Source organism: Actinoallomurus sp. CA-150999 (assembly GCF_050942425.1).
Lineage (GTDB): Bacteria > Actinomycetota > Actinomycetes > Streptosporangiales > Streptosporangiaceae > Actinoallomurus.
Window position 1 is genome coordinate 2,843,398 of the sequence record NZ_CP192063.1, and the last position, 24,432, is coordinate 2,867,829.

18 protein-coding genes are annotated in these 24,432 nt (G+C 70.8%); 13 read left to right on the forward strand and 5 right to left on the reverse strand.

The window, feature by feature from the left end:
• Positions 1-50: 50 nt before the first annotated feature.
• From recA to ACQP2O_RS13595, 8 genes are all read left to right on the forward strand, one after another.
• Positions 51-1,175, forward strand: a complete 1,125-nt coding sequence (gene recA, locus ACQP2O_RS13560; RefSeq protein ID WP_433183741.1) for a recombinase RecA — start codon at positions 51-53, stop codon at positions 1,173-1,175.
• Between the two features lie 39 nt (positions 1,176-1,214).
• Positions 1,215-1,967 (forward strand): recombination regulator RecX, encoded by a 753-nt coding sequence (gene recX / locus ACQP2O_RS13565; RefSeq protein ID WP_433183744.1) that lies wholly within the window; start codon positions 1,215-1,217, stop codon positions 1,965-1,967.
• 515 nt (positions 1,968-2,482) lie between these two features.
• Complete coding sequence (rny, locus tag ACQP2O_RS13570; RefSeq protein ID WP_433183746.1) at positions 2,483-4,066, forward strand: ribonuclease Y; 1,584 nt, start codon at positions 2,483-2,485, stop codon at positions 4,064-4,066.
• A 196-nt stretch (positions 4,067-4,262) separates the two neighbouring features.
• Positions 4,263-5,315 carry a trypsin-like serine protease gene (locus tag ACQP2O_RS13575; RefSeq protein ID WP_433183749.1) on the forward strand — a complete coding sequence of 351 codons (1,053 nt, stop codon included), beginning with the start codon at positions 4,263-4,265 and terminating at the stop codon, positions 5,313-5,315.
• A 204-nt stretch (positions 5,316-5,519) separates the two neighbouring features.
• Complete coding sequence (locus ACQP2O_RS13580; RefSeq protein WP_433183752.1) at positions 5,520-6,512, forward strand: sigma-70 family RNA polymerase sigma factor; 993 nt, start codon at positions 5,520-5,522, stop codon at positions 6,510-6,512.
• Entirely contained in the window at positions 6,509-7,138 is a 630-nt protein-coding gene (locus ACQP2O_RS13585; protein WP_433183755.1) for a TIGR03086 family metal-binding protein, read from the forward strand. Before ACQP2O_RS13580 ends, ACQP2O_RS13585 begins: the two co-directional genes overlap by 4 nt.
• Before the next feature lie 107 nt (positions 7,139-7,245).
• The gene (locus tag ACQP2O_RS13590) at positions 7,246-7,416 is read left to right on the forward strand and encodes a hypothetical protein (protein WP_433183758.1); all 171 of its coding nucleotides are present in this window, start codon (positions 7,246-7,248) and stop codon (positions 7,414-7,416) included.
• Positions 7,398-8,513 carry an MFS transporter gene (locus tag ACQP2O_RS13595; RefSeq protein ID WP_433183761.1) on the forward strand — a complete coding sequence of 372 codons (1,116 nt, stop codon included), beginning with the start codon at positions 7,398-7,400 and terminating at the stop codon, positions 8,511-8,513. Before ACQP2O_RS13590 ends, ACQP2O_RS13595 begins: the two co-directional genes overlap by 19 nt.
• Positions 8,514-8,597: 84 nt before the next feature.
• Here ACQP2O_RS13595 and ACQP2O_RS13600 read toward each other — a convergent pair whose 3' ends face one another.
• A complete protein-coding gene (locus ACQP2O_RS13600) occupies positions 8,598-12,587 on the reverse strand; it encodes a S8 family serine peptidase (protein ID WP_433183764.1) in 3,990 nt (1,329 codons plus the stop codon).
• Positions 12,588-12,726: 139 nt separating this feature from the next.
• On the opposite strand from ACQP2O_RS13600, the gene ACQP2O_RS13605 reads away from it, so the two are divergent.
• Entirely contained in the window at positions 12,727-13,788 is a 1,062-nt protein-coding gene (locus ACQP2O_RS13605; RefSeq protein WP_433183766.1) for a helix-turn-helix transcriptional regulator, read from the forward strand.
• A gap of 80 nt (positions 13,789-13,868) precedes the next feature.
• Here the strand turns inward: ACQP2O_RS13605 and ACQP2O_RS13610 are convergent, their stop codons facing one another.
• From ACQP2O_RS13610 to ACQP2O_RS13620, 3 genes are all read right to left on the reverse strand, one after another.
• Positions 13,869-15,866: a prolyl oligopeptidase family serine peptidase gene (locus ACQP2O_RS13610; RefSeq protein ID WP_433183769.1), complete on the reverse strand. Its 1,998-nt coding sequence runs from the start codon at positions 15,864-15,866 to the stop codon at positions 13,869-13,871.
• Between the two features lie 280 nt (positions 15,867-16,146).
• Positions 16,147-16,791, reverse strand: a complete 645-nt coding sequence (locus ACQP2O_RS13615) for a response regulator (RefSeq protein WP_433183772.1) — start codon at positions 16,789-16,791, stop codon at positions 16,147-16,149.
• The gene (locus ACQP2O_RS13620) at positions 16,782-18,326 is read right to left on the reverse strand and encodes a histidine kinase (protein ID WP_433183775.1); all 1,545 of its coding nucleotides are present in this window, start codon (positions 18,324-18,326) and stop codon (positions 16,782-16,784) included. The genes ACQP2O_RS13615 and ACQP2O_RS13620 overlap by 10 nt, the downstream gene beginning before the upstream one ends.
• Positions 18,327-18,522: 196 nt before the next feature.
• Between ACQP2O_RS13620 and ACQP2O_RS13625 the strand changes: the two genes are divergently transcribed.
• The 4 genes from ACQP2O_RS13625 to ACQP2O_RS13640 all read left to right on the forward strand — a co-directional run bounded on the left by ACQP2O_RS13625 (position 18,523) and on the right by ACQP2O_RS13640 (position 23,354).
• On the forward strand, positions 18,523-19,236 hold the full coding sequence (locus ACQP2O_RS13625; RefSeq protein WP_433183778.1) for an ABC transporter ATP-binding protein: 714 nt from the start codon (positions 18,523-18,525) through the stop codon (positions 19,234-19,236).
• Between the two features lie 3 nt (positions 19,237-19,239).
• Positions 19,240-21,009 carry an FtsX-like permease family protein gene (locus ACQP2O_RS13630; protein WP_433183780.1) on the forward strand — a complete coding sequence of 590 codons (1,770 nt, stop codon included), beginning with the start codon at positions 19,240-19,242 and terminating at the stop codon, positions 21,007-21,009.
• A gap of 10 nt (positions 21,010-21,019) precedes the next feature.
• Positions 21,020-22,225, forward strand: coding sequence for a monooxygenase (locus ACQP2O_RS13635; RefSeq protein WP_433183783.1), 1,206 nt, complete (start codon positions 21,020-21,022; stop codon positions 22,223-22,225).
• 136 nt (positions 22,226-22,361) lie between these two features.
• Positions 22,362-23,354: a Rieske 2Fe-2S domain-containing protein gene (locus tag ACQP2O_RS13640; protein WP_433183785.1), complete on the forward strand. Its 993-nt coding sequence runs from the start codon at positions 22,362-22,364 to the stop codon at positions 23,352-23,354.
• A gap of 151 nt (positions 23,355-23,505) precedes the next feature.
• Here ACQP2O_RS13640 and ACQP2O_RS13645 read toward each other — a convergent pair whose 3' ends face one another.
• Entirely contained in the window at positions 23,506-24,429 is a 924-nt protein-coding gene (locus tag ACQP2O_RS13645) for an amino acid ABC transporter permease (RefSeq protein ID WP_433183788.1), read from the reverse strand.
• Positions 24,430-24,432: the final 3 nt, after the last annotated feature.

Genomic DNA, 24,432 nt, shown 5'->3' on the forward strand with positions numbered 1-24,432 from the left:
TAACGTCGCTCCCGACAACAGCAGGCATCGACCCGACAGGGACACCTCACATGGCAGCAAACGATCGCGAGAAGGCCCTCGAGGCGGCGCTCGCGCAGATCGAGCGGCAGTTCGGCAAGGGTTCCGTCATGCGGCTGGGCCAGGAGGGACGCCCCCCGGTCGAGGTGATCCCGAGTGGTTCGATCGCCCTCGACGTCGCCCTGGGCATCGGCGGCTACCCACGCGGCCGCGTGGTCGAGATCTACGGTCCGGAGTCCTCCGGTAAGACGTCCCTCGCCCTGCACGCCGTGGCCAGCGCGCAGAAGGCGGGCGGCATCGCGGCATTCGTCGACGCCGAGCACGCGCTCGACCCCGAGTACGCGAAGAAGATCGGCGTCGACATCGACGCCCTCCTCGTCTCCCAGCCCGACACGGGTGAGCAGGCCCTCGAGATCACCGACATGCTGATCCGCTCCGGCGCGATCGACGTCGTCGTCATCGACTCCGTCGCGGCCCTCGTGCCCCGCGCGGAGATCGAGGGCGAGATGGGCGACAGCCACGTCGGCCTCCAGGCCCGCCTCATGTCCCAGGCCCTCCGCAAGCTCACCGGCGCCATCAACCAGACCAAGACCACAGCGGTCTTCATCAACCAGCTGCGGGAAAAGGTCGGCGTCATGTTCGGCTCGCCCGAGACGACCACCGGCGGCAAGGCGCTGAAGTTCTACGCGTCGGTGCGGCTCGACGTGCGGCGGATCGAGACGATGAAGGACGGCACGGACGCGGTCGGCAACCGCACGCGCGTCAAGGTCGTCAAGAACAAGATGGCCCCGCCGTTCAAGGTGGCCGACTTCGACATCCTCTACGGCGTCGGCATCAGCCGCGAGGGCGGCCTGATCGACATGGGCGTCGAGCACGGCTTCGTGCGCAAGTCCGGCGCCTGGTACACCTACGAGAACGACCAGCTCGGTCAGGGCAAGGAGAACGCCCGGCGGTTCTTGAAGGAGAACCCGGACATGGCCGACGAGATCGAGAAGAAGATCAAGGAGAAGCTCGGGGTGGGTCCGCGGCTCGACGCCGAGGCCGAGCCGACGGGTGCTCCCGCGGCGGCGGCGCCCGCGGCGCCCGCTGCGGCCGCTGCGACCAAGGCCGCACCGGCCAAGCGGGCGGCGAAGACCCCGAAGCCGGGAGACGTGTGATCCCGGGCCGCCCTTGGCGAGGCTCCGAGGGGCTGACCCATGAACGCTCCTGAGGGGTGGCGGCGTCCCGCTCCACGCCGGGCCGATTCCGGCGCGGAGATCTTCCCTGGTGACGCCGCCGCTCAGGAGGACGACGGCGGCGAGTCCGCCCGCGGCGGATCGGCGCGGCGGGGCCGGAGACGCGGCCGCCGTTCCACGGGGGCGAGGTCCGGACGTTCCGGCGAGGGATCCTCGCCTGGGCGCTTTCCCGAGGGGCCGACGCCCGGGAGCGCTGCGGCACAGGGGCCGCCCGCCGACCCCGAGGCGGTGGCGCGCGAGATCTGCCTGCGGCAGCTGTCGTTCGCCCCGAAGACCCGGGCGCAACTCGCCGACGCGTTGCGCCGCAAGGGCGTGCCCGACGACGTCGCCGAGCGAGTGCTGAGCCGTTACTCCGAGGTCGGGCTGATCGACGACGCGGCCTTCGCACGGGCCTGGGTGGAGTCACGCCATACCGGCCGCGGGCTGGCCCGGCGGGCGCTCGCGGCCGAGCTGCGGCAGCGCGGCGTCGCCGACGAGACGGTCAGCGAGGCTGTGGAGGAGCTCGGGCCGGAGCAGGAGGAGGCGGCGGCCCGCGAGCTCGTCGCCCGTAGACTGCCGGGCACCCGGGGCCTGGATCCGGTCAAGCGCACCCGGCGGCTGATGGGCATGCTCGCGCGCAAGGGCTACTCCGGTGGTCTCGCGTACCGCGTGGTCCGTGAGGCGCTCGAGGCCGAGGGCGCCGACGACCTTCCTGACCTGTCCTTTGACGACTGATCGTCCGCGCGCCGCCGTCGCGGCGTTCGCCGCCGCCGGTGGGACCGGCCGGTGCGTGCGGCCATCACCGGCCCCACGCCTTCACCGGTCGTCTGGCCGACGAGTCGGATCCTTGTCAGGGGTTCCCCGTCCCTGACATGGCCGTGACATGGACCGTGACAAGAAAGATCTGGCGAATCGTCCGGAACGCGTGGTCTTTCCTTGCCCATTACCTCTTGGCCGCTTACGGTTACCGCAGTGAGGTGTTACTCCGCGCAGTGCGGATTGCCATAGGACTGACCGCGTTCGACCACGTGAAAGGTGTTGTGTCCCCGGCTCGCCAACGCCGGTGGTTCGCATAGCAGGGTTCTGGAACGGTCCGGAGCCCCCCTTGACCCTGCGCGTCCGGCGCTCGCCGGAGGCGCCGGTCGCGGCCGTCCCGGTGAGACCGCATGGCGCGTCCGTAACCCCTCGCGTCGCATCGCCGGCACCGGGCGTCCCCTGGTGGCGCAGCGTCGAGGAAAGGGGTCAGCGCCGTGATTTACGTCGTGATAGGTGCGGCACTGGTCGTGATCCTGGCGCTCGCCGTCCTCGTCCTCGTCGTGCTACGCCGTCTCGACGCCGCCGCGCGCAGGGTCGCCGTGAACGAGGAGCAGGTCGACGCGCAGCGGGGCGCCGACGAGATCGTGGCCAAGGCCCGCGCCGACGCCCAGGAGATTCTCAGCGACGCGGAGGTCAAGGCCCGCGAGGCGTCCGCGACGGTCCGGTCCGAGGCCGAGGACGAGATCAAGTCGCTCAAGGAGGACCTACGGGCACTCCGGGAGGACCTGGAGCGTCGCGAGGCCCGGCTCGCCGAGCGGGAGCAACGGCTGGACGACGAGGTGCGCCGCCTCGAGGAGCGGGCCCGCGAACTGGCCGACACGAAGCAGGGGCTCAAGGAACGCCGCGCCGCGCTCGACCGGCTCGACGAGGAGCGGCAGCGGGTACTCGAACAGGCCGCCGGGCTCACCGCCGATCAGGCCAAGACCGAGCTCGTATCCCTGATCGAGAACCAGGCCAAGCGCGAGGCCGTGCTGATCACACGCGAGATCGAGAACGAAGCGCGCGACGAGGGCGAGAAACGCGCCCGCAAGATCGTCACGTTGGCGATCCAGCGGGTGGCGAGCGAACAGACCGCCGAGTCGGTGGTGTCGGTGCTGCATCTGCCCAGTGAGGAGATGAAGGGCCGCATCATCGGCCGGGAGGGCCGGAACATCCGCTCGTTCGAGACGACGACCGGCGTGAACCTCATCATCGACGACACCCCCGAGGCCGTGCTGCTCAGCTGCTTCGACCCCGTACGCCGCGAGGTGGGCCGCCTCACGCTGGAGAAGCTCGTCCTCGACGGGCGGATCCACCCGCAGCGGATCGAGGAGATCTACGAGCACAGCAAGACCGAGGTCGAGCAGCTGTGCGTGCGCTCCGGCGAGGACGCCCTCGTGGAGCTCGGCCTCACCGACATGCACCCGGAACTGATCACGTTGCTCGGCCGGCTGCGGTACCGCACGTCGTACGGGCAGAACGTCCTGGCGCACCTGATCGAGTCGGCGCATCTGGCCGGGATCATGGCGGCCGAGCTGAAGCTGCCGGTGCCGCTGCTGAAGCGCTGCACGCTGCTGCACGACATCGGCAAGGCGCTCACGCACGAGGTCGAGGGCAGCCACGCGCTCATCGGCGCGGAGATCGCCCGGCGGTACGGCGAGGACGAGGACGTCGTGCACGCCATCGAAGCGCACCACAACGAGGTGGAGGTGCGCACGGTCGAGGCGGTGCTGACCCAGGCGGCGGACGCCATCAGCGGCGGCCGCCCGGGCGCCCGGCGGGAGTCCCTGGAGGCGTACGTCAAGCGGCTGGAGCGTCTCGAGGAGATCGCGACGACACGCGAGGGCGTCGAGAAGGTCTTCGCCATGCAGGCCGGCCGGGAGATCCGGGTGATGGTGCGCCCCGACGCGGTAGACGACCTGCAGGCGCAGGTCATCGCGCACGACATCGCCAAGCAGGTGGAGGAGGAGCTGACCTACCCCGGTCAGATCCGGATCACCGTGGTCCGCGAGTCGCGCGCCACCGAGTTCGCCCGCTGAGGATCGTCCGGCGGGGCCGGGCGGCACCGGGGGATCGGCCGCGGGCCGCCCCGGCTGGTCGGCGCCGGACCGGCCGATGTTCTCCGGCACCAGCGGTGATCCTTGCTCCGCCCTCGCAGCGTTAGTACGTTGCCGTACGTCCTTACAAGCGGATGATCGACGGGGGCGTTGTTCCGCCGGGACGGGATGTGCGGATATGGGCTGCACGCGAGCCTTGCGCGCCGGGCTGACGATGGGGATCGTGCTCGGAGCGGTGCCGCCGATCCTGTACGCGGCCCCCGCCCGAGGCACGCCGGTCCGCGAGGTGCCGATTCAGAAGGCCCCGGCCCGGGATGTACCGGTCCGGGAAGCTCCGGCCCGGGAAGCTCCGGCCCGGAAAGGAGCTGTCCGGGAAGCTGCGGTCCCGGAGGCGCCGGTCCGGGAGGTGTCCGCGATCGAGGCGCTGGCAACGGAGCTGTACTGGACGCCGGCGCGGATGGCCGCGGCGACTCCCGCCGGGGACGGGACGGCGGCATCGCCGCGCGGTCACGTCGCCGGGCACGCCTCGGCGGCGGGCCGGGTGGCACACGCGTTCCACGGGGTGCCGTCGGTCGGGGTGCTGTTCTTCACCTCCCGGCGGGCGCGAGACCACTTCTGCACGGCGAGCGTGGTCCGCAGCGCGCGGCACAACCTGCTGCTGACCGCCGCGCACTGCCTCTACGCGTACGACCACGATCGGCGCCGGGCGCACTACGCCTCCCACCTGGCCTTCGTCCCGAGGTACGAACGGACGCGCGCGCCGTACGGCGTCTGGACGGCGAAACACCTCTACGTCCCGGCGGGCTGGGTCCGCCGGGGCGACGTCGACCAGGACTTCGGCTTCGTCACCCTGCGCCGTGACCGGGCCGGCCGTGACATCGCCGACGTGACCGGGTCCAACCGGCTCGTCCCGAACGTCCGTCTCCCGGCCGCCATTCGCGTCATCGGCTACCCCACCGTGCGCTACTCCGCCGCGGACCGGCCGATCTACTGCGACACGGTGGCCCGCAGGCGGTTCCGCTGGCAGAACACCTTCGCCTGCGGCGGTTTCTACGGAGGTACGAGCGGCAGCCCGTGGCTGTGGAGGTACGACCCCGATCGGCGGCAGGGACAGGTGATCGGCATCGTCGGCGGCTACCACGCCGGGGGTCGGCGCCACGACCGCTCGTACTCCGCGCTGTTCGACGACGACGTCGCCGCGCTCCGGGCCCGGGCCGAGAAGCTGGGCTGACAGTGAGGATGTAGGTGAGCGCGACGCGCTGTCCGCCCTGCCGGGTTCCATCCCGAACCATGCGATGAGTTTCGCCCGCCCGCCAGGTCTTTATTAGGTGAGGACGTACAGGAGACCTGGGGAGTGGCGGGGTGGCGCGGCTGCCATCGGCTGTTCACCTGAGCGGATGATCGACGGCGTTCCGGACGCGGAGAGGCGGCGGTGATGCCGAGCAGCGAGGAGTTCACCCGCCTGGCGGATCCATTCCGGCCTGAGCTGCTGGTCCATTGCTACCGCATGCTCGGCTCGTTCCACGACGCCGAGGACCTGGTGCAGGAGACCTATCTGCGTGCCTGGCGGTCGTACGGGAACTTCGAAGGGCGCTCGTCGCTGCGCTTCTGGCTCTACCGGATTGCGACGAGCGCCTGCCTGACCGCGCTGGAGCATCGGAGTCGCCGCCTGCTGCCGTCCGGCCTCGGCGAGCCGAGCGACGACCCGGGTGAGCCTCTGTACCACGCGTTGCCGGGGGTCGAGTGGGTGCAGCCCCTGCCCGACCCGCGGGGCGACCCGTCGACAACCGATCCGGCCGTGATCGTCGCGTCCCGGGGCAGCGTCCGGCTCGCGCTCATCGCCGCGTTGCAGCATCTGCCCGCGAAGCAGCGGGCCGTGCTGATCCTGCGCGACGTGCTGGCCTGGCGGGCGGCGGAGGTCGCCGACCTGCTCGGCACGACGACGGCCGCGGTCAACAGTGCGCTGCAACGTGCGCGGGCCCAGCTCGAACAGGTGGTGCCGGTGGAGGACGAACTCACCGAGCCCGCCGAGCCTCGTCGTCGAGCGCTGCTCGACCAGTACATGTCGGCCTTCGAGAACGCCGACATCAGCGCCCTTCTTCGGCTGCTGCGCGATGATGTCGCTTTGGAGATGCCTCCGAACAGGACGTGGTTCACCGGCCGCGCGGCGGTCGGCCGGTTCATCGCGGACAAGGTCTTCGTCGGCCCCGGCGTGACCCGCATGGTCCGCGTCACGGCCAACGGGCAGCCCGCGGCAGCGGTTTACCGGCGCGGGGACGACGGTGCCTACGACGCGCACGCCGTGCAGGTGCTCACCATCACCGACACGGGGATCTCGCGGATCATCTCGTTCAACGACCCGGGCCTCTTCGGCGCCTTCGGCCTGTCGGCGACCCTTGACGCCGCCGGCGTGCCCGCGAGCGCATGACGCCGCCGAGTTGTCCGGCCGACCTGCTCGAGCGGGCGGTCCACTACGGCCTGGAGAGCATGGAGGCGGTCGGGGCCGGATGCCTGTCTCGTCCGACGCCCTGCGCGGGCTGGGACGTCCACGCGCTGCTCCGGCACGTCAATGACTCGGTCGGCGCGATGCTGGAGGCGATCGAGCTCGGACGCGTCGACCTGGTCCCGTCCGAGGCGGAGGACGAGGACGGCGATCCGGCGGCCGACCTCGTGGCCGCCTTCCGAGGCGGTACGCGACGGCTCCTGCACACCTGGTCGGCGGCAAGCCATCGGATCGTCATAGCCGGGCATCCGATCGCGGCCGAGCTCGTCGCGATCACCGGTGCCATCGAGATCGCGGTGCACGGGTGGGACATCTCCGTGGCCTGCGGCAGGGATCGGCCGATTCCGGCCGAGCTGGCCGTCGATCTGCTGACGTTGTCGCCCCTCGTGGTCAACGACGCCCTGCGTTACCCGCTGTTCGCGGCGCCCGTCGCGACATCGTGGCCGGCCGGCCCGAGCGACCGGCTCATCGCCTTCCTCGGCCGCAGCCCCGTCGGTATGGACGCGGCCGGTGAACCGGCACGTCGGCAGTTCCTCCGCGGCGAGCGATGAATTTCGGTCACGACTCTTGTCTTTATTAGTAGAAGACGAAATAGCGACACCGCCATTGTGTGAATTCACGCGGCGGCCCGCCTCATGCGCGGAATTGGAGAATTCCCTTGTCGGATACTGCTGCACGCCCGGTGCGGGTGGCGTGGACGCTGATACTGGCGTCGATCGGTGCCTTCGTCACCTCGCTGGACGTCGTGGTCGTGGCCACGGCGCTGCCGTCGTTGCGGGCGCACCTGAACGCGAGCCTGTCGGATCTCGAATGGACGATCAACGCCTGACCTTGATCAGCGAGGCCTTCCCGCTGGAAAAGCGGGGCACGGCGATCGGGATCTGGGGTGCCATCACCGGCCTGGGCGTGGCCGCCGGGCCGCTGCTCGGTGGCGCGATCATCCAGGGCATCTCCTGGCAGTGGATCTTCTGGATCAACGTTCCGGTCGGAGCGGTGTCCATCGTGTTGTCCATGGTGCGGCTGCGCGAAAGCCACGGCCCCCGCCCACAACTGGACCTGGTGGGGTTGCCGTTGATCGCGTTCGGCCTGGTCGCGCTGGTCTGGGCACCGGTCAGGGCGCCCTCCATCGGCTGGGGCAGCGACGAGGTGATCGGAGCGCTGGTCGCGGGCGGGGCCCTGATCCTGGCGTTCCTGCTCTGGGAGGGTCGGGCCCGGTTCCCGATGATGCCGCCCGCGTACTTCCGGCGGCGCGGGTTCGCGACCTCGGGCGGAGTGGCCTTCTTCCTGATGTTCTCGCTGATCGGCTCGCTGTTCATGATCGCCCAAATGTTCCAGGTCGGGCTTGGCTACTCCCCGCTGACGGCCGGGGTGCGCATCCTGGTCTGGACCGCGATGCCGATGCTGGTCGCACCTGTCGCCGGCGTACTCTCCGACAGGTTCGGCAACCGGCCGTTCATGGCAGGCGGCCTGGTGTTGATGGGGCTCGGGCTCGGCTGGCTCGGCCTGGTCGCGACGCCCGGCGTGAGCTACGGCAGCCTGGTCCTTCCGCTGATCGTGGCAGGTGTCGGCATCTCGTGTGTCTTCCCCACGATCGCGAACGCCGCCGTGGGCTCCGTCCCGATCAACGACTCGGGAGTGGCCGCGGGTGCCAACAACACGGTGCGTGAGACCGGTGGCGTGTTCGGCGTCGCGGTCCTCGCGGCGGTCTTCTCCCACTACGGCGGCTACACGTCGTCGGCGTCGTTCATGCATGGGTTCAGGTACGCGATGGTGGTCGCGGGCGTGATGGCGCTCGTCGGGGTGGTGCCCGGGATCTTGTCCCCGTCGAAGGCACAGGCGAGCGTTCCGCACCCGGACGACCTCGTCCCGCTGCCGCAGATGCGGGGAGCGGACGCGCCTGGTCCGTCCCCGGCCGGAACCCTCTGATCAACCGGCGAATCTCCGTCATGCGGGCCGGACCCGGCCGTCCGCGGGGCGGCCGTTCCCGGCCGCCCCGCAGTGCCGTCGGCGCTATTTGAGGCCGTAGGCCCGGTGGGTCGTCTGGTCGATCGTGTTGCCTTCCGTGTCCGTCGCCTGGACGCGCAGCCCGACCGCGTCCCGGCCCGCCGCGGCCGCCGGATCGGTGATCGCGGCCGTGAATCCGGTTCCCTCGGCCCTCGTCGCGACCTGCGTCCAGTGGGCGCCGTCGTCGAAGGTGACCCACAGCTTCAGGCGGGTGAGCCGGGCGCTGGAGTCGCCGAATGAGCCGTGGTAGCCGCCGATCCGGATCCTGTGCGTGCCGCGTGGCAGCCGGTTGTCCAGATCGAGGCCCAGGTCGTACCGCAGGTTGAGGGTGCGCATCGGCGCGCAGGGCTTGATGGCCTGGGTCACGAGCCAGCCCACGCACAGGCCGTCCTGCAGGGAGGTCATCCCCTCCTTTGGCCGTGCCGAGCGGAACGTCCACGCCGTCTCGACGTCGGTGGCGTACCGCTGGAGCGGGTTCGGGGTGTGGTACTTGTCGGTGAGCCGGTATGCGGCCTCGCCCTCGGGCAGGGTGAAGGTCGGCACGGGGAAGGCGAAGATCCCGAGGATGGCCTTCTGCTCGACGAGCGGCACCTCGGTGCCGTCGGCGCGGTAGAGGTGCTGCTCGTCCTTCCCGCCGTACTGCGAGACTCCGTTCGCGCTCCACGAGAAGGCGCTCTTGCCGCTCGACGCGGAGCCGGCGCCGACCACGGGGAGGGCCGTGACGAGCAGGTCACCGGTGCGGCAGGGGAAGCACTGCCGGGAGCCGGGGAAATTCGCGTTGAGGCTCGCCGTCGGCGGGTCGTCGCCGGGGACGATGGGCTGGGCGCCCCAGTCCGCCGTCCGGTGGCCCGGCCTGGGGTACGCGTCGACGTAGGTGTACTGCCGTCCGTTGCGGTGGTTGTAGTCGCCGCCCGGGTCGTCGTAGGTGAACGCCACGTCGCGCTGCCAGAGCACATCGGGTGAGACGGGGCCGACGTACTCGGTGCGGCTGCCGGGAGCGGGAGCGTCGAGGGAGAGGTCGCTGGGGGAGCCGGGTTCGCCGCGGTGTGTCGCGTACCAGGTCTCGTCGACGCGTCCCGCGCGGTCGAGGTGGAACCTGCCGGCGGTCTCGACGAGGTCCTTCGCGCCGACCGAGTAGCGAAGGCTGTCCGGGATGCGACCGTTCTCGTAGAACTTCAGCGAGTAGACGTACGGCGTGTTCGGAACGCCCGTGACGTCGATGTCGGCCGTGCCCGCGCGTACGGCGGTGAGCAGCGCCCGGCCCTCCTCGGCGGTCAGGCTCATCGTTGGGATCGGGTACAGCGGCCACGACCGTGCCGGGTCGAAGAACGACCGTGCGGTGCCACCGAAGCCGAGCACGCCGGCGGCCCCGCCCTGCGCGGCGTTCTTGACGCGGTCGAGGGCGTTGGCCGTACAGGTGGTGGTGCAGATGTCGTCGAGGGACAGCAGGACGAGCTTCCCGCGAACGTCGACGCCCTGGAGGTCCGCGGCGTTTCCGTGGCCGCCGTAGACCACGGGAAGGCGGAGGCGGCCGTTCAGCATCGGCACCGCGCCGGACTGGTCCTTCCAGTACGGCTGGTACTCCGGGTGCAGGGCCGGTGCTCCTCGCCACCGACCCCGCATGGTGACCGGCGGGGCGCCGAGCAGGTGCTGGCTGAACGCGAGGAAGGTGCCCTGGGTGACCTTCGTGGTCGGCAGCATCCACATGTTCAGCGAGCCGTACGGCATGTCGCCGGTCAGCGTCAGGTAGCCGGTCCCGGTCGCCGGGACGCGCCGGAGGCCGAACTGCGCGGCGTAGCCCTCCGTCGGCCTGGGCGTCCGTACGCTGACCTTCCGCGCCTTGCGGAGGTCGAGGGTCACGGCGGTGTCGTGGTCCGCGTCGACCTCCGGGGCGGTGACCAGCGCGGAGTTGATCCGGTGGTCGGCGTCCCGCCAGGTGGCATAGGTGGTGAGGGTGAAGGCGCCGGGGTAGACGTCGGCGGCGGCGTCCTGTCCCGCGCCCATGCTCACGCCGTAGTCCAGGTCGTCGCGATCGTCGACGCGCATGAAGGCCCAGCCGCTGTACGTCACGTCGGTGGCGCCGTCGGGCGGGATGACGTGCCCGCTCAGTTTCACCTTCCGGGCCTCTTCGTACGCGCCGAGAGCCGTCGTGACGCGCACGCCGGATCCGGTGGCGCGGACGGCGCCCTCGTACCAGGTCGCCGGGCCCTTCGAGGGGTCGAGCGTGACCTTGACGGGCGTCGAGCCGCCGGCGGGCACGGTCACCGTGTCGTGGTCGGCGGACAGCATCCCCTTGTCCGGGGTGCCGCCGGCATGCGCCTTGAGCGTGAGGGCCAGGGCGAGCGTGACGGGCTGGTCGCCGTCGTTGACGTAGGTGATCGTCTTGGTCACCGGCCCGGACTGCGGGTAGGAGAGCAGGCCGAAGTTCAGGTCGCCGTCGGCGTGCACCTGCCCGGTCACGGCCTGCGCCACGTCGACCCGGCCGGCGCCCTGTTCGAAGGTCCCGTAGCCGTCGTCTTTGGCGGTGCCGGTGAGTACGGACTTGAGCCACGCGGGGGACTTGTCCGGGTGCTGCTGCGCGAGGATCGCCGCCGCTCCGGCCACGTGCGGCGTGGCCATCGAGGTTCCGCTGAGAGTGGTGTAGTTCGCGTCCACCGCGGTGCCGAGGTTCGTGCCGGCGGCGCGGGCGGCCACGATGTCCACGCCGGGCGCCGCGATGTCGGGCTTCAGACCGAAGTCGCCCGCCCGCGGGCCCCGGCTGGAGAAGTCGGCGAGCTTGTCCTGCTTGTCGACGGCGGCCACGGTGAGGGCGGCGTCGGCGGTGCCCGGCGAGTCGACGGTCCCCGCCTGCGGGCCGGAGTTGCCGGCGGCGATGACGAACAGCGCCCCGTACTGCCGGGTGAGGTCGTTGACGGCCTGACTCGCCGGGTCGGTGCCGTCGGTGGGCTGGCTGCCCAGGCTCATGCTGATCACCTTGGCGCCGTGCTCGGCCGCCCACTGCATCCCCTCGATGACCTGTGAGTCGGCACCGCTGCCGCGGTTGTCGAGGACCTTGGCGGCCAGCAGCGTGGCGCCCGGGGCCACGCCCTTGTAGCGGCCGCCCGACGCCGCACCGCTGCCGGCGATGATCGAGGCGACGTGCGTGCCGTGCCCGTGGCCGTCCTGAACGCTGCTCTCGGTGCTGAAGTTGGCCGTGTCGCCGATCCGGCCGGCGAAGTCCGGGTGGTGCAGGTCGATCCCCGTGTCGACGACGGCGACCTTGACGCCCTTGCCGTCCAGGCCCTTCTTCCATGCCTCGGGCGCGCCGATCTGCGGCACGCTCTTGTCCAGGGTGACGGTCACCTTCCGGTCCAGCCAGAGCTTGCCGAGCCCGCCGGCCAGCGCCTTCGGCTGTGCGTCCCCGGCGGCGGGGGCGACCGTGTCCCAGAACGTCCGCACCGCGGACTTGGTCACGCCGAACGCGGCTCCGTGGATCGCCGTCAGCGGCCGCGAGGAGGTGTTGGCCGGCAGGGCGTCGGCCTCCCGGGACAACGCCTTGGCGTCCCGGACCGTGCCGCCGTACTGCGCGATCACCGGGATGCGCGCGGACGCGTCGTCGGCATAGCCGGAGCGCGCCAGGTAGGCGACGTCGAACAGGCTCTTGTCCAGCCGCCCGGTGCCGATCAGACCGAGCGCGTCCGACGGGATCACGTACAGGGCGTCTCCCTGCCGGCGCTGGAAGAAGCCGACCGGCCTGCCGTCCGCGCGTCGCGCCGCGGTGACCTTCACGTCCTCGCCCTTGTCGGCATGGGCGTCGTACGTGACCACGTCGCCCGTGATCAGGGTGATCCGCTTGCCGGACGACGCACCGGTGAGGGGACGCGATCCGGGCACCGCGGTCGTCGAGCCCGGCGCCGCCGAAGCGGTGGCCGCGGAGACCGGGGCGGGGGCCGCGACGGCCATCAGCAGGACGCCCGCCGCCGTGGTGACGCGTATGCGCCGGCGGAGAGGGTTCAACGGGAACTCCTTCGTGGGGAATGGGGGCAGTTGGATGATCACCGTGGCGACGTCGCGGCGGAAGATCCACAGTGCGGCGCATTCACGTCATTGACGTGCTTTGGCCCGCCGAGCGGTCCGACCTGGCAAGATCGACTTTGTGCTGGATGCTCTCGGCCTGGATTCCGCGGACGAGGCCGTCTACCGCAGCCTCATCGAGGTGCCCGGAGCGTCGATCGACGCGCTCGGGGCATCGACCGGCCTGTCTCCGCAGCAGGTCAGGGCCTCCCTTCGCGTGCTCGAGGACGCCGGGCTGGTGAGCCGGATGTCCGGCCAGCTGGAGAAGTACATCGCCGCCCCTCCGGACGTCGCCCTGGAGACCCTCGTCCTCGAACGCGAGGCGGAGCTCAGCCGCGTCCGGGCCGCCGCGCGGCAGCTGGCCGAGACGTACCAGCGGGCGCTGGGCACCCGGCATCCCGCCGAACTGGTCGAGATCGTCGCGGGCCGCGAGGCGGTGATGCAGCGGACCGAGCAACTGCAGCGCGGCGCCCGTCACGAGGTCCGCGTCTTCGACCGCCCGCCGTACGTGAACCAGCCCCACCTGCCCAACCAGGTCGAGCTCGAGATGCTCCGCCGAGGGGTCGTCTACCGGGCGGTCTACGACCGCGCCAGCCTCGAGGTGGACGGGTGGTGGAAGGGGCACCACGAGCCGATCGCGGCCGCGGGGGAGCAGGCGCGCGTCATGTCCGGCGTTCCCATGAAGATGATGGTCGCCGACGACCGGCTGGCCATCGTGCCCTTGCGCATCGACGCCTCGGCCATCGAGAGCTGCGCGATCGTCCACTCCTCGGAGCTGCTCGACGCCCTGTGCGCGCTGTTCGAGACGCTGTGGCGGCTGGCACTGCCCCTGCGGGTGCCGGGCGACGACACCGCCGAGGCACCCGGGGCCGGCCCGACGCCGTTCGAGGCCCAGCTCGTGGCGATGCTCACGGCCGGCCTGGGCGACGAGGCGATCAGCCGGCAGGTCGGCCTGAGCTATCGCACGCTGCAGCGCCGCGTACGGGACCTGATGACACGGCTCGGCGCGCGAACCCGGTTCCAGGCCGGCCTGCAGGCGGCGTTCCAGGGATGGGTGACGCCCCCCACCACCCGCCCGGCCGACGACACCCGCGCCCCGGTACCCGGAGACGACGCTCGGCAGGAGCGCCCCGACACCGGGTGAACCGGTCGTCAGTGGCGCAGCGGACGACGCGGCCCGGCCCGGGGGTGGTCGGCCGCCGCCCGCACCGAGGACGGCGGGGGTCAGTCGGTCGCCTGGGCGTCGCCCGGCTCGGCGGCCTCCTCGGCGCCGCTCGGCGGGTCGACGGTGAGCTCGATCGAGGGCACGTCCTTCGGCTCGAATCCCAGGGTCCGGCCGTAGAAGGCGAGCTCGGCCTCCAGACAGGCGACGACGGTGCCGGCCCGCCGGAACCCGTGCGACTCTCCCTCGAACGTCAGGTACGCGTAGGGCATCTTCTTGTGCGCCATCGCCTCGGCGAACCGCTCCGACTGTGCCGGGGCGACGACCGGGTCGTCCATTCCCTGCAGGAGCAGGACGGGGCAGGTCACCTCGGACGCGCGCGCGATCGGGGAGCGCTCCTCGTACGTGCGCTCGAAGCCGGGGATCGGGCCGATCAGCCCGTACAGGTACGTGGATTCGAAGTCGTGGGTCTCCTTGAGCCAGTTCTGCGGGTCGGAGATGCCGAAGTAGGAGGTGCCGGCCTTGAACAGGCTGCTGTGCGTCACCGCGCACAGCGTGGTCCAGCCGCCGGCGCTGCCGCCGCGGATGGCGAGCCGCTCGGGGTCGGCGGTACCGCTGCGGATGAGCGCCTCGGCGGCCGCGACGCTGTCCTCGACGTCCACGACCCCCCACTGGCGGCGCAGGCGTTCCCGGTAGGCGCGGCCGTAGCCGGTGGAGCCGCCGTAGTTGACGTCGATGACGCCGACGCCCCGGCTGGTGAAGTAGGCGATCTCCAGGTCGAGCACGCTGGTCGTGTGGTCGGTCGGGCCGCCGTGCACGAACACGACGTACGGCGGGAGCTCGCCCTCGGGCGCCTGGAAGCCCGGGTTGGACGGCGGGTAGACGTAGGCGTGCACCGGGCGTCCGAACGGGCCCTCGAGCTCCTGGGCGCGCGGCAGCGGCAGGTAGGCCGCCTCGGGCGGGGTGTCGAGCTCGCTGCGCAGCACCTTCGACTCGCCGCTGTCGGCGTCCACGACCACCACCGACCACGGGATGTCGGGGGCGCCCGCGATGCCGACGATGCTCGTCCCGTCGGCGGACAGCTGAGGCTTCCAGTCGGTGTAGGGCAGGTCGAAGTCGACCAGGTCGGCCGTCTCCGGGTCGTACAGGCCGAGCCGCTGGTCGCCCTGGCCGTGCAGCACCGCGATCCGGCCGTCGTCAAGGACGGCGTACGGGCGGCCGCCCAGGTTCCAGAGCGGCGCGGCGAACTCCTCCTCGGCCGGGTACAGCGCCTGCGGCGACTCGCCGTGCAGGCCGACCTCGTAGAGGTTCCACCAGCCCGGCCAGTCCGACACGACGTACAGCCGGGACTCGCTCAGCCACGTCGGCGCGAGCGCGGACTCGCTCAGGCCGCCCTTGACCGTACGCGGCCGGTCGAGCGCCCCGTTCTCGTCGAAGGCGGCGACGCGGAGCTCCGTGCCGTCCCAGGGCATCCGGGGGTGGCTCCACTGCATCCAGGCGAGGTGGCCGCCCTCCGGCGACGGCGTGGGGAAGGCGTAGAAGTCGGCGCCGCTGACGAGCTCCCGGATCGCCTGGGCGTCGTCGGCCGCGCTGCCGTCGACGGGCACCGCGACGATCGCCCGGCGTACGCCCGCGGTCGTGTGGCCCTCGCAGACGCACCAGACGTGCTGCGCGTCGGGGGCAAGGGCGAAGTCGGCGTACCGCAGGCCGGCGGGCTGGGCCGGCTCGGGCGTCAGCGGCCGGGGCAGCTCACCGGGGGTGAGGCGGTAGAGCCGCTGGTCCTCATAGTTGGCGAAGACGACGTCCCCGTCGGGGAGGGGGAGGTAGGACCGCCCGCCGTACTCGTTCACACGCGTGCGGGCGTCCCACGGCGCGGGCAGCAGGTCGACACCGGACCGCACGATCGTGGTCCGGCCGCCCTTCTCCGGGCGGGTCTCCTGCCACCACACGCGATCACCGTGAATGGTGGGAAAGCTGAGCCGCAGTCGCGCGCGGGCCACGTCGGCGGCGGAGATCGGAGAGGACCAGGATCCATAGGGAGCGGTAGCGCGAGCGGTCATATCGGAATCGTCTCGCAAACAGGACGCTGATGGGACCTCGAACGGTGACTTGACAGACACGATCATGAAACGCAAACGGGCCGGTGGATCACCGCCGGCCCGTCCGTGTCCCGTCGGCTCAGCTCGCCGACAGGCTCTCGCCGGACAGGCCCGCGCCGGGGTCGCTCCCTAGAGCGGTCTGGGCTGCGCTGGGCTGGACCTGGGGAGTACGCCTGGGGCATGGCGATCAGCATCCACCTGGCCGTCAAGGCGGATGGGATGAGGCCGTTTCGGCGGAGGGTCAGCGGTTCAGGTGGGCGAGGACGGCGAGGACCCTGCGGTTGTCGTCGTCGGAGGGCTGGAGGCCGAGCTTGAGGAAGATGGAGGCCGTGTGCTTGACGACGGCCCGTTCGGTGATGACCAGTTGCTGGGCGATGGCGGCGTTGGACCGGCCTTCCGCCATCTGGGCGAGCACTTCGCGTTCGCGTGGGCTGAGCGCGGCGATGGGAGCGGTGGCGGAGTTATGGTCCAGCAGGCGCGCGATGACTTCGGGGTCCATCGCGGTGCCGCCGGCGGCGACTCGGCGGACGGCATCGACGAACTCGGCGCTGCGCAGCACCCGGTCCTTGAGCAGGTAGCCGATACCGCCGGTGCCTTCGGCCAGCAGCTCACGGGCGTACAGCTGCTCGACGTACTGTGACAGCACCAGCACCGGAAGGCCGGGCACCTGGCGGCGGGCCTCCAGCGCGGCCCGTAGGCCCTCGTCGGTGAAGGTGGGCGGGAGCCGTACGTCCACGATGGCCACGTCCGGCTTGTCCGCCGCCACGGCGGCGAGGAGATCGGGTCCGTTGTCGACGGCGGCGGTGACCCGCAGCCCGTGTGCCCGGAGCATGCGGGTCATGCCGTCCCTCAGCAGGAAGAGGTCTTCGGCGATGACTACGCGCACGGAATCTCCAGGTTCACCATGGTGGGCCCGCCGCGCGGGCTGCTGACGGCCAGTACACCGTCGAAGGCGGCGAGCCGCCGCTCCAGGCCGCGCAGACCGGTGCCCTGGGCGGGGTCGGCACCGCCACGGCCGTCGTCGGTGACACCGATCCGAAGCGTTCCGCGAGCATAACCGACGTCGATCCAGACGTGAGTGGCGCCCGCGTGCTTGGACACGTTGGCCAGCAGTTCGCTGACCGCGAAGTACGCCGCCGACTCGACCGGCGCGGGTGGCCGGTCGGGCAGCTCACCGGAGAACTCCACCCGCAGCGGCAGGTCCAGGGCCAGCGCACGGAGCGCGTCGACCAGGCCGCGGTCGGCCAGCACCGGCGGGTGGATGCCACGGACCAGGTCGCGCAGCTCTTCGAGCGCCTTGATCGAGGAGTCCCTGGCCTCGGTCAGCAGTGCCCGCGCCGCGGCGGGGCTGGCCTCGACGAGTCCTTCAGCGGCGTCCAGGGTCATGCCCATCGCCACCAGCCGCGCCTGCGCGCCGTCGTGCAGGTCCCGTTCGATCCGGCGCATCTCGGCCGCGCCGGAGTCGATGGTGTCAGACCTGGTCTGGGCGAGGTGACGGACCCGCAACGCCAGTTCGGCATGGCGGTTCGGCCCCAGCATCGAGCGGGCGAATCGGCCGTAGACCGGCAGCAGCCTCGGACCGAGGTACAGCCCGAGCGCCACCATGGCCAGACCGAGCGGAATGGCGAGCCAGGCGGTGAGGCCGCCGGGGTTGAGCGGGGTGGCCAGCCAGTCGGTGAGCCGCTCGATGTACGGCTGCGGCGGGAGAGGCGGTCCGGGGAGCACGGGAGGCCGGGTGAACTGGAGTGTGTGCTGCACGGGGGTGTCGAGCGCGTCGATGGTGCCCAGCCCGTAAAGGATCAGCCCGGGCGGCGCGGTGACCAGGACGCAGCCGCCGCCTGCGTTCACGGCCGCCCACAGCAGGTCCCGCCCGGTCGCGGTGTCGGTGAGCAGCCAGCGGGCGATCTGCCTGGTGCCCGGAACAGGCTGGTAGGGAGCGGCGATGGGCACGCCGCAGCAGGCACCGACCAGTGACCTGGTCGCCCACGCCACCCACCGGATGCCCAGCACGCTGCAGGGGACCAGGGGGATCGCCAGCCACACGGCTCCGTGATCGCCACCGGGAGGCGGGCCACCGTAGGTGAGGATGGCGGCGATCGTCAGAACCGGGGGAACCAGCAGGCCGGCCCCCGCCATCCGTCCGGCCCGACCGGCGGCCCATCGCACGCCCAATGCGGTGCAGGGAACCAGCGTGACCACCAGCCCCAGCCACAGGTGGAGGCGGTCGCCGCTGGACGGCCCACCACTGAGCGGTGCCCCGGGGAGCAGAACGTCCACGACCAGAGCCGGGGCCGCGAGCAGAGTGGCGGCTCCGGCGAGCGTCAGGCCACAGAACGCCAGGCCGTACGCCAGGCCGCGGGCAGCGGCACCGATCCCGTGCCGGGGCGCCCCCGTGTTCAGTGCGGTCGATCCACCACTCACCGTGCTCTCCTCGGCCGGGTCTGTCCCGTTCATTGTGCAGGGCCACCGACCGGGCCCGCTGGGGTCCTGAGTGCCGAAGTGGAGGTGTACCTAGCTCCACTTCCGAGATGCCACCCAGCTGTGTATCGCCGTGGATCGTCCATTACCTAGCGTGATCGTCGGTTCGGGAACACCGGACCCTGCGAAGGGACAGACCATGACACCGGTACTACGCACCCGCGGGTTGCGCAAGAGGTTCGGCAGGGCGGCAGGGCTGGTCCACGCGGTGGACGGCGTCGACCTGGAGGTCACCCAGGGCGAGACGCTGGCGGTGATGGGCCCAAGCGGTTGCGGGAAGTCGACACTGCTGTACCTGCTCGGCGGGCTGGAACGACCCGATGAGGGCGAGATCGAGCTGGCCGGACGCCGCGTCGACCAGATGAGCGAACGGGCCCTGGCGCAGCTCCGGCGCGAGGCCGTCGGCTTCATCTTCCAGTCCTTCCACCTCATGGAGGAGCTCACCGCCGTGGAGAACGTCGAGCTCCCGGCGCTGCTGGCCGGACGCTCACCGCGAGCGGCACGAGCGCGGGCCCTGGAACTGCTGGGGAGCGTCGGCCTGGCCGACCGGACCGACTTCCTGCCCTCGGCGCTGTCCGGCGGGCAGCGCCAGCGGGTCGCGATCGCCCGCGCGTTGAGCCCCGACCCGCTGGTCCTGCTGGCCGACGAGCCCACCGGCAACCTCGACAGCGCCGCCACCCAGGAGGTGCTCGCACTGTTCGACAGCCTGCGGGTGGCCGGGCAGACGCTGGTCATCGTCACCCACGACCCCCAGATCGGGGCCACGGCGGACCGGCTGATCTCGATGCGCGACGGGGTGCTCGTGAGCGAGGTCAGGGGAACCACCGGCGCCTTCGCAGGGCGGAGGGACTGAGACGTGAGCCGTATCCTGGTGATTCTCCGGCTCGCCGCCCGCGACCTGCGGCGGCACCCGGCCGAGGCCGTACTGATCCTCCTGGTGATCGCGGTCACCACCACCACACTGACGGTCGGACTCGCCCTCTACGGGGTGACCGACAAGCCCTACCAGCACACCCGGACGGCGACGGCCGGGCCGGACCTGGTGGTCAGCATGCGTCCCGGCCAGTCCGCCGACGCACTGATCCACGCCTCCGCCGTCACCGGCCACAGCGGGCCCTACCCGGTCGCCTCGACCATCCTCCACGCCGGTGGCCACACCACGCCGGTGATAGCGGCAGGCCGCGACCGGACACCGGCCGCCGTCGACCAGCCCACGCTCACACAGGGCAGCTGGGTGAGCGAGGGCGGGGTGGTGTTCGAGCGCAGCTTCGCCGACGCACTCGGCGTCCACGTCGGCGATCAGGTCACTTTGAGCGGGCGGACATTCCACATCGTCGGCACCGCCGTCACCGCCGCCATCCCGGCCTACCCGTCAAGCCTCTGCAACACCGGCTGCGCCGTTCTCCCAAGATCATGGCTCAACGGCTCGAGGAGCCCCTCACCCGGCCTCGTGTGGCTCACCCGGACCGCTGCCCAGCGCCTGGCCACCACACCCGATTCACTGTCCTATCTCCTCAACCTGAAGCTTGCCGATCCCGCTGCGGCTCCGGCATTCGTGGCCGCGCACACCAGTGACTCCGCCGCCGAATCGTCCTGGCAGCAGATCAGGGACGTGGACAACCTGGTGGTAAAGAACGAACAGCTCGTACTGCAGGTCGGCAGCTGGTTGTTCGGCCTGCTCGCGATGGCCGGGCTCGCCGTACTGGTCGGCCGCCGGATGGTCGAGCAGACCCGTCGGGTCGGACTGCTCAAGGCGGTCGGCGGCACGCCCGGGCTGGTCGCCGCCGTACTACTGGCCGAGCATCTGGCCCTGGCGTTGTCGGCGGCGGTGGCCGGGCTGGCGGCCGGATGGCTGACCGCTCCCCTGTTCGCCAGTGCGGGCGCCGGGCTGGTCGGGACTCCGGACACGCCATCGGTCACGCTGTCCACGATCGGGCTCGTCGTCACCGTCGCCCTGACCGTGGCGGTGGCCGCGACACTCGTTCCCGCCATCCGAGCCGCCCGTACCAGCACAGTCGCCGCGCTGACCGACGCCGCCCGCCCGCCCCGGCGCCGGGCCTGGCTGATCGCCCTCTCGGCACGGCTACCGATCCCGCTGCTCCTCGGCCTGCGACTGACCTCCCGCCGACCCCGCCGCGGCATCCTGAACGTGCTCAGCATCGCCGTCACGGTCACCGGGATCGTGGCGATCTTGACCAACTACTCCTTCCTGGCCGACCACCTCTCCTCCGACGTCGACAATCCCCGCATCGACCGGATGAACCAGGTCATGGCGATGATCACCGTCCTGCTCGTCATCCTGGCGGCCGTCAACATGCTCTTCATCACCTGGGCGACGGTCCTCGACGCCAGACGCTCGTCGGCGCTGGCACGCGCACTCGGTGCGACCCCCCAGCAGGTCAGCGCCGGACTGACCGCGGCCCAGGCCCTTCCCGCGCTGATCGGCACCACCCTCGGCATCCCCACAGGCGTCCTCCTCAACAAGATCCTCAGGCAGGGCATCCTCACCGTCCCGCCCCTGTGGTGGCTCCTCGCCGTCCTGGTGGGAACCGTGCTCGCCGTCGCCGGGCTCACCGCCATCCCAGCCCGGATCGGCGCCCGCCACCCCGCAGCCGAAACACTCTGAGAAGGGCATCATGACGAAACAGATAACTCGATTGCGGATACTCGCTCTGGTAGCGGGTGCGATGACGCTGGTGGCCGCCGCGTGTGGTTCGAACGAGACGGGTTCCGGATCCGCCACCACTGCCGACGGCGGAGGCCGGCACACCAGTCCGATGCACATGCCCTCCTCGGTGGCACAGGCGCTACCACTGCGGGCCGGCGAGCGATTCGTGAACCTGACTGCGCCGCAGCCCTACACGCCGTCCGCCCCTAACGGTGGCACCGACGAATACCGGTGCCTGGTGATCGATCCGCACCTGACCAAGCCCGTGTACCTGACCGGAACCCAGTTCGAGCCCGGGAACCCGTCGATCGTGCACCACGCCATCACCTACGCGATCCCACCCGAGAGCGCGGCAGAAGCCCGCGCCAAGGACGCCGCGACACCGGGTCAGGGCTGGACCTGCTTCGGTGGCGACGGCTTGAGACAAGGGGGAGCGTGGGTCGACACCTGGACCCCGAATCACAGAGAGACGCTGCTGAAGCAGGACGTCGGATTCCCGTTGAAGCCCGGCAGCCTGCTCATCCTTCAGGTGCACTACAACCTGCTCGCCACCGGCGGCCGTGCCGGCGCATCGGACCAGCCCAGAGTCCGGTTGCGACTGACTGACGGCACAGCCGCCACCAAGCCGCTGGCCATGGTGCCGTTGGAAGCGCCGATAGAACTGCCCTGCGCCGGCGGCGAGTCCGGTCCGCTGTGCGACCGCGCCGCAGCCATCGCGGACGTCGCCAAGCGCTTCGGTGTCGGCCCAGGCTCCCGCGAGGCGCGACTGGTGAGCCGATGCAGTAAAGGCAAGCCGGTGCCCGGCAACACCCAGCACTGCGACTACCCGGTACCGCAACCCATGACGGTGTACGCGGGGTTGGGACACATGCACCTGCTCGGACGCTCGATCAAGGTGGAACTCGACCCTGGAACCCCCAAAGCCCGCACCCTGCTCGACGTCCCGTCATTCGACTTCGACGATCAGAAGCTCACGCCGCTGCCCACACCCGTCGACGTCAAGCCCGGAGACACGGTACGGGTCACCTGCACCCATGACGCCACGCTGCGTCGGAAACTCCCGGAACTGAGCAAGCTTCCCCCGCGATACGTGGTCTGGGGAGACGGCACCAGCGACGAAATGTGCCTCGGCCTGCTTTCCGTAACAGGCCCAGGCGGGAAGTCACTCGGGTAATCGCCTCTTGACCTGACGACGCCGTTACCTGGTGCCCCGACTCCGCATGGAAGGGCTGATCCTCATGCCGTCATCCTCGTCCTCCACCACCTCGCGCCGCACGGGACCGCTGAGTGGTTTGCCGGCTCGGTTGCGGATGAATTCCCCACTGCAGTCGCCGGCGTGGGTGCTTCTGCCGCTACGCGCCTTTCTCGGTGTCACCTTTCTGTACGCCGGTCTTTCCAAGATCTTCGACCCGCACTACCTGGATGACGCCTCGCCACTCGGCGTCCACGCCCAGATGCTGCACGCCGCTGCGACGTCTCCGGTCGGCGCTGTGGTGTCGCTGAGTGCCCGCTATTCGACCGTCACGGGGCTGGCGATCGCCTTCGGTGAGGTCGCGGTCGGGCTGGGCACCCTACTGGGACTGTTCACCCGAGTCGCAGCCCTCGGCGGCGTCGTGCTCGCGCTCAGCTTCTTCCTGACGGTGAGCTGGACCACCCGGCCGTACTACTACGGAGCCGACATCGGTTTCGCCTTCGCATGGAGCCCACTGTTGATAGCGGGCGACGGCGGAGTGTTCTCGGTGACGGCCTGGCTGCGTGCGGCGGTGCGTCACACGCCGGACCTGCCGGCGCGGCCCACACCGCACAAGAACGTGACCGTACAGGGCGACGTCGAGCGACGCGCCCTCGTGCGGGGCGGCATGATCGCGGCGGCGGTCGCCGCGGTCGCCGTCCCCATCGGCAGCGTCCTGGCGCTCGTGCGGCGCCCGTCCGGCGCCGCGGTGAGCCACGCCGGCCTGTCGCCGACTTCCACCGCGCCGGACGCCTCGCCGATCCCAGGGACGGCCGGTGCCGGAATGGTGATCGCTGCGGTTGCCGGCGTCCCCGTCGGATCATCGAAGAGTTTCACCGCGCCGAACGGCGCCCGCGCCTATCTGCTGCACCCGGCGACGGACGCCTTCATGGCATTCAACGCCACCTGCACCCACCAGGGCTGCCCGGTCTCCTACGTCGGATCCGGTTTTCGTTGCCCCTGTCACGGCTCCACCTTTGACCAGAACGGCCAGGTGACCGGAGGACCGGCGCCTGCACCGCTGATCAAGATCCCCGTAAAGGTCGTCAACGGACAGGTCACAATCGCCTGATCCCCGGTTGAGCCTTGCGCCATGACCAGCCGCGCCGCGCTGTGTCCCTTCGAACTTGGTCGCGGTGTCCTCGGCCGGCCTCATGCGGAGGCATACGAGATCAAGCGAACGGGCCGGTGGATGACCACCGGCCCGTCCGTGCTCCGTCGGCTCAGTTCGCCGACATGACCTCGCCGGTCAGGCCCGCGCCGAGCGTCTTGGCGGAGCTCTTGCGGCTGCGCCGGCTCCGCTTCTCCAGCCACGTGGCCAGGTAGCTGATTGCCAGGTTCATCGCGATGTAGAGCAGCGCGATCACCATCGCGGCCGGGATGAGGTTGCCGTACTGGGTGGGGATCTGCCGGTAGCCCGTGTTCAGCAGGTCCTCGTACGAGATGATCCAGCCCAGCGCCGAGTCCTTCAGCAGGACGACGAGCTGGCTGACGATCGCCGGCATCATCGCGGTGGTGGCCTGCGGGATGAGGATGAGCCGCATCACGCCGCTCTTGCGCAGGCCGATCGCGTACGCGGCCTCCGACTGGCCGCGGGGCACCGCGTTGATGCCCGCACGGAAGATCTCCGCCAGCACCGAGCCGTTGTAGAGCATCAGGGCGAAGACCAGTGCGGTGAACGCGGTGACCTCGGGGAACTCGCGGTTCAGCGCGTTGGCGATCGTCGGCGGCCCGCTGAAGACGAAGAAGATCAGGATCAGCAGCGGGATGGCCCGGAAGAACTCGATGATCGTCGCGGCCGGCACCCGGATCCACCGGTGGTCCGACATCCGCGCCAGTCCGAAGAACACGCCGAACACGAGGGCGAGCACGGCTCCGGCGAACGCCGCCTTCAGCGTGCCCCACATGCCGGGGAGGATGAAGTCCGTCCAGGTCGAGCCCTGGATGAACGGCTTCCACAGCTTGCCCTGAAGCTGGCCTTCCTTGTCGAACCGGGCGACGACGACGTAGATGATCCCGAGGATGATGATCGCCGAGATGAGCGTCAGGATGTTGTTCCGCAGCCGCGCCTTGGGACCCGGCGCGTCGAACAGGATGGACGCCTCGGACTTCTTGGCCCGCCGGGGCGCCGGCTTGGTCTCCGTCACGGT

Excerpts from the sequence above, each read along its gene's own strand:
- recA (WP_433183741.1), top strand. The coding sequence starts at position 51 with ATGGCAGCAAACGATCGCGAGAAGGCCCTCGAGGCGGCGCTCGCGCAG.
- recX (WP_433183744.1), top strand. The coding sequence starts at position 1,215 with ATGAACGCTCCTGAGGGGTGGCGGCGTCCCGCTCCACGCCGGGCCGAT.
- ACQP2O_RS13575 (WP_433183749.1), top strand. The coding sequence starts at position 4,263 with ATGGGCTGCACGCGAGCCTTGCGCGCCGGGCTGACGATGGGGATCGTG.
- ACQP2O_RS13580 (WP_433183752.1), top strand. The coding sequence starts at position 5,520 with ATGCCGAGCAGCGAGGAGTTCACCCGCCTGGCGGATCCATTCCGGCCT.
- ACQP2O_RS13585 (WP_433183755.1), top strand. The coding sequence starts at position 6,509 with ATGACGCCGCCGAGTTGTCCGGCCGACCTGCTCGAGCGGGCGGTCCAC.
- ACQP2O_RS13595 (WP_433183761.1), top strand. The coding sequence starts at position 7,398 with ATGGACGATCAACGCCTGACCTTGATCAGCGAGGCCTTCCCGCTGGAA.
- ACQP2O_RS13610 (WP_433183769.1), bottom strand. The coding sequence starts at position 15,866 with ATGACCGCTCGCGCTACCGCTCCCTATGGATCCTGGTCCTCTCCGATC.
- ACQP2O_RS13625 (WP_433183778.1), top strand. The coding sequence starts at position 18,523 with ATGACACCGGTACTACGCACCCGCGGGTTGCGCAAGAGGTTCGGCAGG.
- ACQP2O_RS13635 (WP_433183783.1), top strand. The coding sequence starts at position 21,020 with ATGACGAAACAGATAACTCGATTGCGGATACTCGCTCTGGTAGCGGGT.
- ACQP2O_RS13640 (WP_433183785.1), top strand. The coding sequence starts at position 22,362 with ATGAATTCCCCACTGCAGTCGCCGGCGTGGGTGCTTCTGCCGCTACGC.